At 72.4% G+C, this 16,646-nt stretch carries 12 protein-coding genes; 7 read left to right on the top strand and 5 right to left on the bottom strand.

Annotation, left to right across the window (positions count from 1 at the left end; translation table 11 throughout):
* Positions 1–54: 54 nt before the first annotated feature.
* Together LCD31_RS10230 and LCD31_RS10225 are read right to left on the bottom strand one after the other, a co-directional pair.
* Entirely contained in the window at positions 55–1,998 is a 1,944-nt protein-coding gene (locus LCD31_RS10230; RefSeq protein ID WP_224957560.1) for an arabinofuranosyltransferase, read from the bottom strand.
* An 80-nt stretch (positions 1,999–2,078) separates the two neighbouring features.
* Positions 2,079–2,714, bottom strand: coding sequence for a TetR/AcrR family transcriptional regulator (locus LCD31_RS10225; RefSeq protein ID WP_224957559.1), 636 nt, complete (start codon positions 2,712–2,714; stop codon positions 2,079–2,081).
* Positions 2,715–3,100: 386 nt separating this feature from the next.
* Here LCD31_RS10225 and LCD31_RS10220 point away from each other — a divergent pair, with 386 nt between their 5' ends.
* The 4 genes from LCD31_RS10220 (at position 3,101) to LCD31_RS10205 (ending at position 8,264) form a co-directional block, all read left to right on the top strand.
* Complete coding sequence (locus LCD31_RS10220) at positions 3,101–4,423, top strand: carboxypeptidase regulatory-like domain-containing protein (protein ID WP_224957558.1); 1,323 nt, start codon at positions 3,101–3,103, stop codon at positions 4,421–4,423.
* 287 nt (positions 4,424–4,710) lie between these two features.
* Positions 4,711–5,580, top strand: coding sequence for an arpA protein (locus LCD31_RS10215; protein WP_224957557.1), 870 nt, complete (start codon positions 4,711–4,713; stop codon positions 5,578–5,580).
* 25 nt (positions 5,581–5,605) lie between these two features.
* Positions 5,606–6,412 carry a class I SAM-dependent methyltransferase gene (locus LCD31_RS10210; protein WP_224957556.1) on the top strand — a complete coding sequence of 269 codons (807 nt, stop codon included), beginning with the start codon at positions 5,606–5,608 and terminating at the stop codon, positions 6,410–6,412.
* Positions 6,413–6,458: 46 nt separating this feature from the next.
* Positions 6,459–8,264 carry a choline/carnitine O-acyltransferase gene (locus LCD31_RS10205; protein WP_224957555.1) on the top strand — a complete coding sequence of 602 codons (1,806 nt, stop codon included), beginning with the start codon at positions 6,459–6,461 and terminating at the stop codon, positions 8,262–8,264.
* Between the two features lie 258 nt (positions 8,265–8,522).
* Here the strand turns inward: LCD31_RS10205 and dapA are convergent, their stop codons facing one another.
* Together dapA and LCD31_RS10195 are read right to left on the bottom strand one after the other, a co-directional pair.
* Positions 8,523–9,377, bottom strand: a complete 855-nt coding sequence (gene dapA / locus LCD31_RS10200) for a 4-hydroxy-tetrahydrodipicolinate synthase (protein WP_224957554.1) — start codon at positions 9,375–9,377, stop codon at positions 8,523–8,525.
* A 328-nt stretch (positions 9,378–9,705) separates the two neighbouring features.
* The gene (locus LCD31_RS10195; RefSeq protein WP_224957553.1) at positions 9,706–10,134 is read right to left on the bottom strand and encodes a DUF5313 family protein; all 429 of its coding nucleotides are present in this window, start codon (positions 10,132–10,134) and stop codon (positions 9,706–9,708) included.
* 115 nt (positions 10,135–10,249) lie between these two features.
* On the opposite strand from LCD31_RS10195, the gene LCD31_RS10190 reads away from it, so the two are divergent.
* Together LCD31_RS10190 and LCD31_RS10185 are read left to right on the top strand one after the other, a co-directional pair.
* Entirely contained in the window at positions 10,250–10,732 is a 483-nt protein-coding gene (locus LCD31_RS10190; protein ID WP_224957552.1) for a MarR family winged helix-turn-helix transcriptional regulator, read from the top strand.
* Between the two features lie 63 nt (positions 10,733–10,795).
* Positions 10,796–11,779: an adenosine deaminase gene (locus LCD31_RS10185; RefSeq protein ID WP_224957550.1), complete on the top strand. Its 984-nt coding sequence runs from the start codon at positions 10,796–10,798 to the stop codon at positions 11,777–11,779.
* Positions 11,780–11,882: 103 nt separating this feature from the next.
* Here LCD31_RS10185 and LCD31_RS10180 read toward each other — a convergent pair whose 3' ends face one another.
* A complete protein-coding gene (locus LCD31_RS10180) occupies positions 11,883–13,049 on the bottom strand; it encodes a beta-ketoacyl synthase N-terminal-like domain-containing protein (RefSeq protein ID WP_224957548.1) in 1,167 nt (388 codons plus the stop codon).
* 549 nt (positions 13,050–13,598) lie between these two features.
* On the opposite strand from LCD31_RS10180, the gene LCD31_RS10175 reads away from it, so the two are divergent.
* Positions 13,599–16,364, top strand: coding sequence for an EAL domain-containing protein (locus tag LCD31_RS10175; RefSeq protein WP_224957546.1), 2,766 nt, complete (start codon positions 13,599–13,601; stop codon positions 16,362–16,364).
* The last annotated feature ends 282 nt before the right edge of the window (positions 16,365–16,646 follow it).

The raw sequence follows: 16,646 nt of genomic DNA, 5'->3' as shown, positions 1-16,646 counted from the left end.
CTGAGGCAAGGCTAACCTGACGATCCGCCTCGGGTGAACGGCCCACCGCCCCGGTCACCGGGACGAACGGGTTCCCCCGGGGTCGGTCAGCGCGATGACGGCGAAGGGACCGACGTCCCGGCGGACGAAGCGCGGGGAGTCGAACAGCGCCGGGTCGAAGCGCACGTCGTAGATCTGCACGTTGGGCTGGTGCGGGAACGCGTCGTGCGACAGCGTCAGGTGCAGCCCGTCGTCCTCGCGGCGCAGCAGGAACGCGTTCGGCGGCGGGTACGGGCTGCGGTGCAGCATCGCGGCGAGCTCGTCGGGCCCGGCGGCGCCTGCCCAGCCGCGGATCAGCGCGGCGCGCTCCTCGTAGTGCGCGAGCGGGTTGGCGTAGTGCGGGGTCTCCTGCTGGAAACCCCAGTAGGGCGCGAACGACATGATCGGGTGGTACGTGGTGAGCAGCGTGATCCGGGCGGGCGGGCGGCCGGTGGTTCCGGCGAGCGCGGTGGCCAGCTCGTCGTTCCACGCCCCGGGCTGCGCGGGGTCCTGCCTGCGCTGCGCGTTGGAGCCCGTCGGGTAGTAGTCCTCGTAGGCGGGACCCGCGGCCTCGGCGATGCTGGTGGCCAGCGCGGTCTCCACGGTGCTGATCGATCCGGCGAGGCCGAGCAGCACGGCGAGCGCCGCGACCCGCGCGCGCCACCGCTCCCGCAGCCGGGGCAGGCCGCGCCGCCACAGGTCGAGCAGTCCGAGCACGCCTGCGGCGGCGAGCAGCACCTCCAGCGCGGCGGTGGTGCGGAACGCGAGCAGCGTGGTGCCCGCCGCGACGGCGAGCGCGGAGAGCGCGAACCACGCGTAGGTGGCGCCGGTGAGCACGAGCAGCGCCGCCGCCGTCTCGTCGCGGCGGCACGCGAGCACCAGCCAGCAGAACCCGGCGAGGCACAGCGCGCCGAACGGGGTGGGTTCGAGGAACGGGAACGGCGGCACCGATTCCGCGGGCAGGTACCGGTTCGCCGCGCCCGCACCTCCGGCTCCGCCGAGCTTCGCGAGCAGGAACGGCGTCCACACCACCAGCGCCACCAGCCCGCCGATCGCGCCGACGGCGGCGAGCCGCAGCACCAGCGGGCCCGCGACCTGCCCTATCCGGTCACCGGCGCGGATGCGGGCGGTGGCGATGACGGCGGCCATCGCGACGAGCACGGCGGTGGCGAACGCGAGGTACAGCGCGTAGGTGATGGCGGTGAACCCGAGGAACAGCCCGATGCCGAGGTGCGCGGCCCGGTGCGGGTGCGCGCGGCAGCGCAGCACGTGCCAGGCGGCGACGGCGACGGGCGCGAGCCAGGCCACCGACATCCACGCGTAGGGCTCGTCGAAGCCGTGCAGGAAGCCGCTGAGCGTGGTGGCGACCGCGCACAGCACGGCGACCCGCCTGCGCACCACGGTGCTCCACAGGGTGAACGCGACGGCGGCGGTGACGGCGATGGTCAGCAGCGCGAACGGTTTGTACGCGGCCCACGCGGGCTGCCCGGTGAGGTCGGCGAACCGACCGCCCACCCAGAACCAGCCAGCCGGGTAGTAGGGCGCGATGCCCGGGTAGTTCATGTCCGCCGGCACCGGCGAGTCGGCGAGCCGGGTCAGGTACTGCATCCGGAACATCTGGTCGACGGACACGCCGCCGTAGTACAGCCGGGTCGGTTCCAGCGGCCAGGCGAGCACGGTGGTGGCCAGCGCGGGCAGCGCCACCCAAATCGCGGGCAGCCGCAGCCGGGCGGGGACGCGGTCGGCGAACCGGGCGCCGCCGAGCAGCAGCACGAGCAGCAGCGCGGCACCGGCGGTGGCGGCGAGCTCGGGCAGTTCGGTGGGTTCGCTGAGGCCGAGGCGGGCGAGGGGCAGCTGCACGGCGAGGCTCACCACCGCGGCGAGCACGACGGCCGCGGAGAGTTCGAGGATGAAGCGCTTCGGCCTGATCCGGAGCGAGCACTCCGCCCGTCCTGCGGCTTCGTCGGCGACTGCACCCATGATCAGGTGACTACACGTGTTCGAGACTCACCCGCAAGAGTGACGGAGGGAGTCGAGGGGTTTCCCGCGCCCCGCCCGGATCAGTCCGCCGCGAACCCGCGCGCCAACCGCGCGAACCCCGCGTCGAGGTGGTCGTGCAGGTCCGCCTCCTGATCGGCCCGGTGCCAGCACTGGATCGCCACCCGCAGCGCGGTCACCGCGGTCGCCGCCAGCAACCGCACGTAGGCGTCGTCCTGCGCCTCGCCGACGCGGCGGGACAGCCCGTCGGCCAGCGCCAGTTCCAGGTCCCGCGAGGCCAGCGCCACCCGGCTCACCAGCTCCGGGTGGTCGCGCAGCACCAGCGCCTGGTCGCGCCACGTGGGGGCGGCCATCGCGGTGTCGATCGCCTCGCCGAGCACGACGTGCACCACGCGCAGCAGCGGCTCCGCGCTCGGCCGGTCCACGACGCGCTGCGGAGTGCCCGCGATGGTCTGCGGGTCCCACGGGACCAGCACCTCCTCCTTCGCGGCGAAGTAGTTGAAGAAGGTGCGCGGGGAGACCTCGGCGGCGGCGCAGATGTCCTCGACGGTGACCGAGATCGCGCCGTGCTCGCGGAACAGCCGGACCGCGGCCTGCTGCAACGCCTGCCGGGTGGCGCGCTTCTTGCGCTCCCGCAGGCCTTCCGGCGCTGGTGGCGGGGCCTCGCCGGTCGCGTCGGGCGTCGTCGTTCTGGGCATCCTGGGCTACTCCTCGTGGATCCGTCGCGGCGGCCGCACGTCGGACCGACCATCGTAGTGCCGTGGCCGGTGCGGCCGGGTACTCCGCCCCTACCGGACAAAGCGCCACGACTCGGAGGAACTTTGCACTATCTGCATTCTTGCACCGGATGCAGCCACTGATACGCTCCCGGAGCCCGGATCTCCGCGACCTCGCCCGCCGCGCGCGGCGACCCGCACCGCCAGGCCCCTCCGCGGCCCGGCCGGGTCGATCCGCTCCGCGCAGCAGGCCGAGGACCGGGCGTTCCCGGCGGCGGCTCACCGATCCCGATCCGCCACCGGCCCCAGGCGCACGGGCTCACCCGCCCCCGCCTGCACACGACCGTCACCGAGACAAGGAGCAAGTCGTGCCCGAGCAGCAGCCGACATCGCTGGTGCGCACCCTGGCCTCGTCGCTGTGGTTCCCGCTGTTCTTCATCCTCGGCTTCGTGCTGTGCTACCTGCTGCCGTTCCACGCGCCTGCCCCGCACCACGTGCCGGTGGTCGCCGTCGGCGAACAGCTCGCGCAGCAGCTCGACGCGAAGTTCGCCGCGGCGCTGCCCGGCGGCGTGGACGTCACCGCCGTCCCGGACGCCGCCGCCGCGAAGGAGGCCATCACCGACCGCGAGGCCGTCGCCGCCTACGACCCGGCCAGCGGGCAGCTGTTCTACGCCAAGGCCAACGGCGCCGCGCTCGTCCAGTTCCTGCAGCAGATGTTCACGCCCGTCGCCGCCGCCACCGGGCACGCGCTGACGCCCGTCGACCTGGTGCCCACCGCCGCGGGCGACGTGATGGGCACCGGGCTGTTCTACCTGCTGCTGGCGATGAACATCCCGCCGTACGTGACGGTGATGGTGCTGCTGCGCGCGGAGCTGACCACCCGGCAGAAGCTGCTGTGCCTGGTCGGCGTCGGCGCGTTCGCGGCCGTGGTCTGCTACTCGGCCGGGCGTATCCTGAACGTGATCCCGCCGCACCCGATCGTGCTGCTGCTCGGGTTCATGCTCACCCAGGCGGTCGGCTGGACCACGTTCGGGCTGGTGCCGCTGGTCAAGCAGTTCATCCCAGGGGTGGCGATGTCGCTGTTCGTGCTGCTGAGCATGCCCTCCAGCGGCGGGGCCATCCCGAAGGAGCTGGTACCGCCGTTCTTCCAGTTCTTCCACCTGCTGCTGCCGCTGGGGCAGGCGGCCGATTCGATCCGCGGCGTCCTGTACTTCGACGGCGCCCGCTCCTGGCCGGGGATCACCGGGCTCGCCGTCTGGTGCGCGATCGGGGTCGGGCTCACCGCGGCGACCCAGTGGCACGCGAAGCGCAAGCGGGAGAACGATCCGGAGGCCGTGGCCGAGGCGGGCTCCTACGAGCACCGCGACGACGGGGACGCGATCGTGGATCCGACGTTCGAGCCGCCGCGCCCCGCCCACCACCGGACGCTGGCCGGCACGATCCGGCTGGCCGGGGACCGCCCCGCGCGCGGCGCGGTGGTGACGGTGACCGACGCGGCGGGCAACCAGCTGGCGCGGGTCGACGCCGACGTCGAGGGCTGGTACGAGGTGCACGACCTGCCGGACCGGTTCGTCACCGTGGTCGCCGCCGCACCGGGCGCGGCGCCCGCCGCGAGCCGGGTGTCGGTGCCCGCCGGGCGCAGCGAGCACGACTTCGCGCTCACCCCCACCGCCTCCGGAGCACGGCGCTGACGAGCGGGGCGGCCGATCCGCTCGGCCGCCCCTTACCCCTCCGCGGGCCCCGCGCACAAGAAGATCCCGATCACACGATCCGGCGGCGGCGCCCACCTTCCGCCGGAGCAAATCCGCTGATTTGATCTTCTCGGGAAAAAGGCTCCGGATTCCCCGCACCGCGGTGCACCCGACAGCAACCGCACCGTGCCAGATTCGTTGGATCCGGAGTACACCGCAGCGGCGCGGCTCGCGTGCACCGGACCCGCTCGACCGGGTCGGTGAACTCGACGTGCGGAGAGGACCCCATGAGCGCATCCGAATCCCCGCTGGTCGAGCGAATGGTCGACACCGACCGCTACCCCCTCGCCGATCCGGGCGGACCCGGCTGGGCCGAGGCCGTCGGCCGGGCCCGGCGGGACCTCGCCGAACACGGGTGCAGCGTGCTCACCGACTTCATCCGCCCGGAACTCCGCGACGAGCTCCGCACCGAGTGCGCCGCCATCGCCCCCGACGCGCACTACGACGTCGAGACCGTCAACGCCTACAACATCGACGTCCGCACCGAACTGCCGCCGGAGCACCCGGGCCGCAAGACCATGCGGCGCGGCAACGCGTTCGTCGCCCGCGACCAGATCCCCTCCGGCGCCATCATCCACCGCCTCTACACCGACGAGCGGTTCCAGCGGTTCCTCGCCGACTGCGTCGGCCTGCCGGTGATCCACCCGCTCGCCGACCCGCTGGCCGGGCTCACCCTCAACGTCGTCAACCCCGGCATGTCGCACCCGTGGCACTTCGACACCAACGAGTTCGCGGTGAGCATGCTGACGCAGGAACCCGAATCCGGCGGTGGTTTCGAGTACTGCCAGGACATCCGCTCCGCCGAGCAGGAGAACTTCGACGACGTGCGGGCCGTGCTGGACGGCGACGGCGAGCACCTGGTGCGCGGGCTCGCGCTGCGGCCCGGCGACCTGCAGCTGTTCAAGGGCCGGTTCTCGCTGCACCGGGTCACCGAGGTCGGCGGCACCCGCGCCCGGCACACCGCGATCTTCGCCTACAGCGAGCGTCCCGGCGTCATCGGCAGCGTCTCCCGCACGAAGCAGATCTTCGGCCGCGTCCTGCCCGAGCACCTGGCGGCCGCGGGCAACGCCGTGCGCGGCGACGCGCTGCTCGACTGACCCCCAGCCGCAGAGGAGCACGCCGGTGCAGTTCGACTCGACCGGGAAGATCACGCTCGACCACATCTACACCCGTCCCGATCCGCGGGACTTCGCGCGCACGCTGCACCCCCTCGACTACCGGATCCCGCAACTGGCCAAGCCGTACTTCGCCAAGTTCCTCGACGAGTACCGGCACACCCGCGGGGTGCCGGTGCCGACCGTCGTGGACGTCGGCAGCTCGTACGGGGTGAACGCCGCGCTGCTCCGGGCGGACGCGACGCTCGACGAGTTCTACGCCCGCTACACCGGCGACGCCGACGAGCTCGACCACGAGCGGCTGCTGGCCCGCGACCGGGACTGGCTGCGCGCCCGCGGCGAGCGGTGCGAGGCCCGGTTCATCGGGCTGGACACCGCCGGACCGGCGCTGGACTACGGGCTCGCCGCCGGTTACCTCGACGCGGCAGTGCACGCCGACTTCGAGACCCGGGAACCCGATGCGCGGCAACGGGACCTGCTGCACGGCGCCGACCTGGTGATCTCCACCGGCTGCCTCGGCTACGTCGGCGAGCACACCCTGCGCCGCATCGTCGACGCCGCCGGGCCGCGCAAGCCGTGGATGGCGCACTTCGTGCTGCGGATGTTCCCGTACGACGAGATCGCCGCCGCCCTCGCCGAGCTCGGCTACCGCACCACCCGCGTGGCGGACGTGTTCGAGCAACGCCGGTTCGCCTCCCCGCAGGAGCAGCAGCAGATGCTGGCGACGCTCACCGCCGCCGGCGTCGACCCGACCGGACTCGAAGCCGACGGGCGGCTCTACGCCGAGCTCCACCTGTCCCGCCCGCACGACTGACCGCACCACCAGCAAGCCGGACACCGGAAAGCCCGATCGCACTAGGATGACCGTGAACGACGACCACGACTGGTCCACCCGCACCTTCGGCAACGAGGACCGGCTGCCGCGTGTGCCGCTGCCCACCCTGGAGAGCAGCTGCGCCCGCTTCCTGGAGTGGTGCGCCCCGCTGCTCGACGCCGACCAGACCGCCCGCACCGAGCAGGCCGTCGCCGAGTACCTGCGGCCCGACAGCCCGGCCCGCGAACTGCACGCCGAGCTGCGGCGCTTCGACGCCGCCGAGGGCACGCACAGCTGGCTCGACCGGTTCTGGCCGTCGCGCTACCTCGGCAGGCGGGACCGGATCGCGCTCAACGCCAACTTCTTCTTCCTGTTCCAGGACTCCGAGCTGACGCAGGTGCAACGCGCCGCCGGGCTCATCGCGGGCGCCGTCGCGCACAAGCGGGCGGTGGACGCCGAGGAACTGCCGCCGGTGGTCCAGCGCGGCGCCGCCTCCTCCATGGAGCAGCACAAGTACCTGTTCTCCACCATCCGCATCCCCGGGGAGCAGCAGGACACCGTCCGCTCCCCGTACTCGGCCGAGCACCCCGGCCCGTCGGACGCCCGGCACGTCGTGGTGTTCTTCCGCGGCAACGCGTTCCGGCTCGACGTGCTCGCAGCCGACGGCACCCCGCACGACCTGGCCGACCTCGCGACCGGCCTGGAGGCCATCCGCGACGCCGGTTCCCAGCGCGCCCCGGTCGAGACCGCCGTCGGGCACCTGACCACGAAGGCCCGTGCCGACTGGGCGCACACCCGGCAGCGGCTGCTCGAACTGGGCAACGGCGACGCGCTGGAGACCATCGAGTCGGCGCTGTTCTGCCTGTGCCTGGAGGACTTCGCGCCCACCGACGTGCAGGAGGCCTGCGACCAGCTGCTGCACGGCGACAGCGGGAACCGCTGGTTCGACAAGGCTGTGTCGCTGGTGGTGTTCGAGGACGGCCGGGCCGGGATCAACGTGGAGCACTGCGAGCTGGACGGCACCACCATCCTCGCCTTCGTCGACGGGCTGCTGGATTCGACGCCGGAGCAGCACGCGGCGAACGCGGGCGCCCGCGCGCTCGGCGTCCCCGACTTCTCCCGCCTCGACTTCGTCCTCGACGACGCGCTGCGCGCCGAGGTGCGCGACGCGGCGGGCGCGTTCGCCACCTTCGCCGCCGGGACCTCCAACAAGGTCCTCGCCTTCGAGGACTTCGGCTCGGAACGGGCCAAGCGGCTCGGCATGTCCCCCGACGCGTTCGTGCAGCTGGCGTACCAGCTCGCCCACCACCGCACCAAGGGCATCGGCGCCACCTACGAATCCATCGCCACCCGGCAATGGCGGCACGGGCGCACCGAGGCGATGCGGGTCGTCACCCCGCAGGTCGTCGACTTCGTGCGCACCGTCGACGATCCGGACGCCGACGCGGCCGCGAAGACCGCGGCGTTCCGGGCCGCGGCCGAAGCACACGTGGCGCGCGCCAAGCAGTGCCAGGCCGGGGACGCGCCGGAACAGCACCTGTGGGAGCTGCAGCTGATCCAGCGCCGCGGTGGCGAGGCGGACGCGGCACCGCTCGCGCTCTACGACTCGCCCGGCTGGACGATCATGCGCGACGACTACCTGAGCACCAGCTCGGCGCCGTCGAAGAACATCCAGCACTTCGGGTTCGGCTCCACCAGCGGCAAGTGCATCGGGGTGGCCTACGTGCTGCTGCCCGACCGGTTGAACATCTACCTGAGCACGCCGCTGGCGGTGTCCGGAGAGATGTACAAGTTCGCCGACCACCTCCGCAACGCCCTACAAGAACTAGAAGACCTACTGATCACCGAGTGATGCCCCCGGATCCGACTGCGAGTCGGGGCAGGTGGCGGAACCTCAGCTGTCTTCTCGCTGCGGGATCGTTTTCACCGGTGGCTCCGCCACAGGAGAAAACGCTGTCCTCGCGAGAAGACAGCTGAGAACCCGCGGGCGGTCGCGCTGCGTGCTGGGTCGCCGCTCAGCGGCTTCGCCGCTGACGAGCGAAGGACGACGACACGGCTGGACGTGGAAGCGCCCCGGGCGAGCGGGTCGGCCGGGGCGCTTCGGGGTGGGTCAGGATTCGAGGAAACCGGCTGCGATGAGGGCGTTGCGGACGACGGCGGTCTCGGCCTCGTCGGCCTCCACCAGCGGCAGCCGCGGGCCGCCGACGCGGTGGCCGAGCAGGTTCAGCGCCGCCTTCACCGGGATCGGGTTCGTCGTCACCGACAGCGCCGCGAACAGGTCCTTCAGCGCGGCGTCCAGCTCGGCCCGGTTCTCCGGCTCGTCGATCATCCGCCGCATCTGCGGGCCGGCCACGTGGCTGGCCACCACGATGCCGCCGACGCCGCCCATGTCGAGGGCGCGCGCGAAGGTCTCGTTGTTGCCCGAGTAGACGCCGAGCCCGTCGATCAGCGCCAGGTTGTCGTCGTTGGCCTGCTTCACGTAGTCGACGCGCTCGATCTGGGCGAGCTCGGCGAGCAGGTCGTTCGGCACGTCGATCGCGGTGCGGGACGGGACGTTGTAGAGCACGACCGGCTTGTCGGTGGCCTGCGCGATCTCGGTGTAGTGCCGCACCAGCCCGCGCCGGTTCGGCCGGTTGTAGTACGGCGTCACCGACAGCACGCCGTCCACGCCGAGCTCCGTCACCCGCTCCGTCATCGCGCACGCCTGCGCGGTGTCGTTGGAGCCGGTCGAGCCGAGGATCGTGACGCCCTCGGGCCGTTCGGCGCAGGCGATCTCGACGAGCCGCAGGTGCTCCTCGTTGGTGAGCGTCGCCGCCTCGCCGGTGGTGCCGCAGACCACCACTCCGTCGGAACCGCTGTCGATCACGTGGTGCAGCAGCGCGACGAACGCGTCCTCGTCCACTTTCAGCTCGTCGTCGAACGGGGTGACGATCGCGGTGAGCAGGGTTCCGAGTGTGGTCGTCATGGCGCTGCCTTCCTCAAGTCCGTGTCGTTCGGCCGATCCCGGCGCCGGACCGTCGGAACCGCCCGGCCCGCCCGCATCGCTGCGCGGGGGCGCCGGTTCCGGCGTTCAGGTCTCGACCCACCGTCCCAGGGCGGCGCGTTCCGGGCACTTCGCCGCGGGGACGGGTGTCACCAGCATGAATCATCCGGGGCGGCGCGTTCGACGAGGGTGTGGGCGATGGCGGTTCCTCCGCCGGGGCGCCGGAGTTCCCGGACGATCTCCCGCCGAGCCCCGGGTTTCCGGGCGATCTCCCGCGCACGCGGGACCCGGCCGAAGTGCTCCCGCGCGATCAGCTCCCGGCCTGCTCGCCGGAGCCGTCCTGCTCGGGCGTCCGGTAGAGCGCCGCGTAGCGGGCGCGCTGCTGCTCGCTCATCCACTCGGCGGCCTCCTTGCGGACCCGGCGCGCGGTGCCGAGCGGATAGCCCTGCTTGAACGCGCGGTGCTCGCAGGTGAACTCGGCGTAGGCCATGCCGTACCAGACCGCGAGGATCGCGCCGCCCAGGATCGCCATCGCCTTGATCCACATCGGGCCGGGGACCAGCAGGAACAGCAGCCCCGGGGAGATCTGCACCAGGCTGCGCACCGCGTGGCGCAGCTGCCAGGTGCGAGCGGTGACGTCGTGCAGCACCCACTCGTCGTGCCGCGACGGCAGCTTGCCGCCGAACGCGTACCAGACCCAGCGCACCGGGTCGGGGCGCACCCGCTTCGCCTCGGTCACCGCGAACCGCCTCCCGTTCGGCCGTCCACACCTGGAACGACCACCCGATGTTTAACACGCTAATCATATGCCCGCTATATGTTAACGTGCACCCAGGCCGATCGGAAGGAACGCGATGAGCCCCGTCGAACCGGACCTGGAACTCGGCGACGACCCGCTGGCGCTGGACCGGCAGGTCTGCTTCGCGCTGTCGGTCGCGTCCCGCAGCGTCATCGCGCTGTACCGGCCGCTGCTCGAACCGCTCAACCTCACCCACCCGCAGTACCTGGTGATGCTCGCGCTGTGGGAGGCCGAACCGCGCTCCGTCAAGGACCTCAGCCACACCGTGCAGGCCGAACCGGCGACGTTGTCCCCGCTGCTCAAGCGCCTCGAAGCGGTCGGCTACCTCACGCGCAGCCGCAACGCGGGCGACGAGCGCTCGGTCACCGTCGGCCTCACCCCCGCCGGGCGCGAGCTCCGCGCCGAGGCCGAGAAGATCCCGCAGCAGATCGTCGACCGCCTCGGCCTGCCGCTGAGCACCCTCGAATCGCTGAACACCGCCCTGCGCGAGGTGATGGCCGCCGCCCAGCACGCCAAGGCGGCGCCCCCCGCGCGGTGAGTACCGTCTCCTCCGGGCACCGGAGCGGCGTCCCGGGCGCCGGCGCCTCGCTAGTCTCGCGGGATGAACGCCGCGCCCACCCCGCCCAAGGCCGAACTGCACGTGCACATCGAAGGCACCCTCGAACCCGAGATGGTCTTCGACCTGGCGCGGCGCAACGGCATCGAGCTCCCCCACGAGTCGGTCGCCGACCTGCGGGCGAAGTACCGGTTCAGCGATCTGCAGTCGTTCCTGGACATCTACTACGCGAACATGGCCGTGCTGCGGACCGAGGCCGACTTCCACGACCTGGCCGCCGCCTACCTGGACCGCTGCGCCGAGCAGGGCGTGCGGCACGCGGAGATCTTCTTCGACCCGCAGGCGCACCTGAAGCGCGGCGTGCCGATGGAGACCGTGATCGGCGGGCTGCACTCGGCGCTGGCGGACAGCGACGTGTCGGCCTCGCTGATCCTCTGCTTCCTGCGCGACGAGTCCGCCGAATCGGCGGCCGAGGCGCTGCGGCTGGCCGAACCTTTCCTGGACCGCATCGTCGGGGTCGGCCTCGACTCGGCCGAGGTGGGGCACCCGCCGTCGAAGTTCACCGAGGTGTTCGCCCGGGCCCGCGAACTGGGCCTGCGCGCGGTCGCGCACGCCGGTGAGGAGGGGCCGCCGGAGTACGTGCGGGAGGCGCTGGACCTGCTGGGCGTGCAGCGCGTCGACCACGGCATCCGCGCGCTGGAGGACCCGGAGCTGGTGGAACGGCTGCGCCGGGAGCGGATCCCGCTGACGGTGTGCCCGCTGTCCAACGTGCGGCTCGGCGCGTTCGCGGAGCTCAGCGGGCACACGCTGCCCGAGCTGCTGGCGCGGGGGCTGCTGGTGACGGTGAACTCGGACGACCCGGCCTACTTCGGCGGGTACGTGGACGAGAACTTCGACGCGGTGCGCCGCGAGCTGGGGCTGAGCACCGAGCAGCTGCGGGAGCTGGCGGCGAACTCGTTCCGCGCGGCGTTCCTCGACGAGCGGCGCCGGGACGAGTTCCTCGCCGAAGTGGCGGCCTGGACGCCCTGACCCGGGACGGTGCCCGGCCTCCCGGAGGAGGTCCGGGCACCGCCGCGCTCCGATCGCCCGGCCGATCACCCCGAGCCGGGCTCGGGCGACCTCCGGGGCGCGCTCACCGCGGCGGGGCGAGCACGACGGCCGAGTTGTGCCCGCCCATGCCGATGGAGGACTTCAGGGTGAGCCCGCCGTCGAACGGCGTCGGACCGTCCAGCAGCCGCGGATCGCCCGCCGCGTGCCGCGGCGCGGCCGGGACGAGGCCGTGCCGGTGGCCCAGCGCGGTGGCCGCCACCTCGACCGCCGACGCCGCTCCCTGGCAGTGCCCGGCGAGCGGCTTCACCGAGAAGATCTCGGTGTCCGCGCCCAGCAGTTCCGCGCAGAACCGCGCTTCGGCGCGGTCGCATTGCGCGGTGCCGGGGCCGTGCGCGTTGAGGTAGCGGATGTCGCCGCCCGCCACCCCGGCGTTGTCCAGCGCGTCCCGCACGCAGCGGGTCACCTCCGCCAGGTTCGGCTCGATCGAGGTGACGTGGTGCGCGTCGTGCGACATGGCGCCGCCGAGCACCCGCGCGTAGGCGTCGGGAAGGCCGCGGGACAGCACCATGCCGACCGAGGCCTCGCCCATGACGAATCCGCGGCTGCCTTCCTGGAACGGGCGGCAGGCGTCGAACGGATCGGTATCGGTGACCACGACGCCGAGCCGTTCGAAGTGCAGCACGTTCTCCGGGCTCGCCGACAGGTCGGTGGCCACGAAGACCACGTCGTCGACGATCCCGGCGTCCAGCCACGCCTTGGCGGTGAGCATCCCGGCGTTCCCCGACGCGCACATGGCGGAAACGTTCATGGCGGGTCCGTGGAATCCGAATTCCTTCATGAACGTCGACATCGGGGTGGAGGGCATCAGCGCCAGGTATTCGCGAACCGAGACCTGGCCGCCGCGGGACTGGTAGAACTCCCGCCACAGATCCACTTCACCGAGCACCACGGCGTGCAGCAGGCCGACCCGGCGGCCGGGTTTCCAGCCGCGTTCGCCGGCGTCCGCGATCGCTTCGCGGGCCGCCGAGCGCATCGCCCTGGCGAAGCGGCTCGGCCCGTCCGCGGGGTCGCCGCCGTCGGGCACGCGCGCGACCCAGGCGGTGCGGTCCTGGTCGGGCCCGTACCCGTCGACGAGGGTGGCGGCGAGCTTCGAGGCGGCCAGGCCGTCCCAGAGCTCGGCGCGACCCCAGCCGTAGCCGGTCACCGCGCCGATGCCGCCGATTTCGATTGCAGAGCGCTGCGGGTTCATCTGCTTCTCCTTCTCGCTTTCCGATCAATCGATTCCGCGTTCGCCGCACGAGTCGCGGCGAAGCGCGTTCGGAGCCGCCGCGAATCGCCCGCCGGGACCGGTGTCGTGAATCTCGCGGGACCGGCGGGAGAGGCGGATCACCGAGTCGGAGATCGAGCTACGCGCAGTCACTTGGTGCACCGCACCTACCAGCTCGATCCTCTTTAGAGTGAAACGAGAAGGCGGTCCTCGAAAACCATTAGTGTTTTTGAACTCGAATGACCACGCGAACGGGCCAACAGATCACTACTGACAACCCGCGGCGGATCACCTGCCGTGTTCGCCGCCGATCCGGCGCGGGCTTATGATCAGCGGGCTCCTCGGACGCACCCGCCACTCAGGACGGTTCACGAGCAGCGCACATGGGAAACTACGAGCATCCGGTCGGGGGCCTACGCCTCGCGGGGAGAAGGGGAGGGCGCTTCGCTGTTCGAGAGCGGAACGACATGGCGTGGACGGCGGTGGAGCGGTTGCGCAGTACGTGCACAAGATCTGTCTCCTGGATGATCGATGGTTGACCCGGTGGTCTCGCACTCGAAGAACTCCGAGCTGGACCGCGAGTTCCTCGACCTCGCGCTGGCCGCCAGCGGCGCGGTCCGCTGGTCGCTGCGCCTCGACGACGACGGTCTCGTCTGGACCTCCGGCATGGACGCGCTGCTGGGCCTGCCCGGGGCCGACGAGGACTCGCTGCGCGCCCGGCTGCGCGAACTCCTCGAACCGATCGCGCTGTCCGCCCGCACCGCCGCCGAATGGCACGACCTGGACCTCGAACAGCGCCTGCCCGCCTCGGACGGCGGCACCCGCTTCGTGCACTTCCACGCGCGGCGCCACCGCGAGGAGGGCGAGGCCGAACGGCTCATCGGCGTCGCGGCCGACGTCACGCGCGTGCACCAGGACCGGCAGACCCTCACCGACCTCGCCGACCGGTACCGGCTGCTGGTCGAGCTGAGCCCGGACGCGATCTGCGTGCACCAGGACGGCGTGGTCCGCTACGCGAACTCGGCGACGCTGGGCATCCTCGGCACCGACAGCACCGACCGGGTGGTCGGTCGCGCCATCACCGATTTCGTGGAAGCCGACTCGGTACCGATGATGCGGGCGCGGCTGCGGACCTTGACGTTCCCCGGCGCGCGGACCAAACCGGCCGAGGCCGCGCTGCACCGGTTCGACGGCAGCCGCGCCCCCGTCGAGGTCGTCTCGGTGCTCACCACCTGGGAAGGCCGTCCCGCGCTGCAGGTCATCCTGCGCGACATCACCGACAAGAAGGCCGCCGAGACGAGCCTGCGCTACCAGGCGGCGCTGGTGCAGCACGTCAGCAACGCCATCATCGCCACCGACCGGGACTCGCTGGTCACCAGCTGGAACCCGGCCGCCGAAGCGGTCTACGGGATCTCGGCGGACCAGGCCATGGGCCGCCCGGTGGACGAACTGGTCGGCGCCCGGCTGAGCCCGGCGGAACTGCTCGCCGCCGGCGGGGTCACCGAGGCGCTGCACCGGCGCGGCGACGGCAACGCGCTCATCGTGCGGGTCACCGTCTCCGAGATGGACGACGGCTACGTGCTGGTGTGCGCCGACGAGACGGCCCGCCGCCGCGCCGAGCGGACCTTCGCCACCGTCATCGACGCGCTCGACGAAGGCGTGCTGGTGGTCGCCCCCACCGGGATCATCGAATCGGCCAACCCGGCGGCGCAGCGCATCCTCGGCGCCCGGCCGAGCGAACTGGTCGGCATGGACTCCGAGTGGTGGCCGATGTTCGACGAGAACGGCGACCGCGCGAGCGGCGACACCCGGCCGTCCACGGTCACGCTGCGCACGGGGAAACCGGTGAACTCGCAGGTGATGCGGGTGCAGCGGGACGACGGCGAGAGCGTGTGGCTCGCGATGTCCTCCCGCGCGCTGAACCCCGACGACCGGCCGCCGCACCGGGTGCTGGTGTCGTTCAGCGACATCACCGAGAGCCTCGCCGCCCGCGAACGCCTGGAGCACGAGGCCACCCACGACCCGCTGACCGGGCTCGCCAACCGCACGCTGGTGCTGCGCCACCTGGACTCGGCGGTGAACTCGCCGGACCGCACCGAGCCGCTGGCGGTGCTGTTCGTCGACCTGGACAACTTCAAGATCGTCAACGATTCGCTGGGGCACGGCGTCGGCGACGAGGTGCTGCGCAACATCGGGCAGCGGCTGGTGCGCGCCACCAGCGACCAGGAGCTCGTCGGCAGGCTCGGCGGCGACGAGTTCGTGGTCGCCACCCAGGACTCGCCGGACCACGACGACCTGCGCGCCCGCGCGGACGAACTGCTGCGCACCCTCACCGAACCGACGCACGTGGACGGCATCCGGCTGCACGTGGACGCCAGCGTCGGCATCGTCGTGTCCCGGCCCGGCGACACCCGCTCCGCCCAGGACCTGCTGCGCGACGCGGACGTGGCGATGTACCGGGCGAAGGCGCAGGGCCGCGGCCGGTACGCGTTCTTCGACGTGGAGCTCCGGGAACGCGTGCAGCGGCACATGCTGCTGGAGCAGGAGCTGCGCCACGCCGTGCCGCGCGGCCAGCTGTGGGTGGCCTACCAGCCGGTGGTGGAGCTGGCGTCCGAGCGCATCGTCGGCGCCGAAGCTCTGCTGCGCTGGACCCACCCGGAGCACGGTGCCGTCTCCCCCGCCGAGTTCATCCCGCTCGCCGAGGAGAGCGACCTGATCAACGAGGTCGGCGGGTTCATGCTCCGCACCGCGACCCGCGAGTTCGCCGAGCTGCGGCGGGAGCACGGCGCGGAACTGCAGATCAACGCGAACCTCTCCCCCCGCCAGCTCGGCGACCCGCGGCTGCACGACACGGTGCGGGCCGCGCTCGACGACGCCGGGCTGCCCGCGGGCTCGCTGTGCCTGGAGGTCACCGAGAACGCGCTGATGCTGGACGCGACCTCGGCGGTGCGGATGCTGCGCGGGATGCGGAAGCTGGGCGTGTTCCTGGCGATCGACGACTTCGGCACCGGCTACTCCTCGCTGGCGCAGCTGCGGCGGCTGCCGCTGGACACGCTCAAGATCGACCGGTCGTTCGTGGCCGAGCTCAGCGATTCCGACGACGTGCAGGCGATCGTCACCAGCATCGTGGCGATGGCGCACGCGGTGGGGCTCACCGTGGTCGCCGAGGGCGTGGAGACCGCGGAGCAGCTGGACATCCTGCGGCGCATCGGCTGCGACCACGGCCAGGGCTTCTACTTCGGCAAACCGGCCCCGCTGGCCGACTTCGCCTCCCTCCGCGGCATCGCCGCGCCCTGACGGGCGCCGTTGCCCGGCTCCCGCCGCGGGTTCGCCGCTGACGGGGGAACGACGAGATCCGCCGCGCGAGCCCGATCCCGCGAGGCGCGGAGGGGCGGTGTTCGCGGCCGCGCCAAGGGTTGCGATCAGGTAGATGCGAAACCTCCGCGCGGGGGGGGGGGGGGGGGGGGGGGGGGGGGGGGGGGGGGGGGGGCGCGCGGGCGGCGGCGGCGGGCCGCGGCGCGCGGGTGAGGACGAGCCCGCGCCCGCCGACTAGCATCGCCTCGACGACGACGGCGAGGA

It is taken from the genome of Saccharopolyspora sp. 6M, from assembly GCF_020176775.1.
In the GTDB taxonomy this organism is placed as follows: domain Bacteria; phylum Actinomycetota; class Actinomycetes; order Mycobacteriales; family Pseudonocardiaceae; genus Saccharopolyspora_C; species Saccharopolyspora_C gregorii.
Note: the sequence above shows the minus strand (reverse complement) of the source record. Positions and strands in the feature narration are given on the sequence as shown.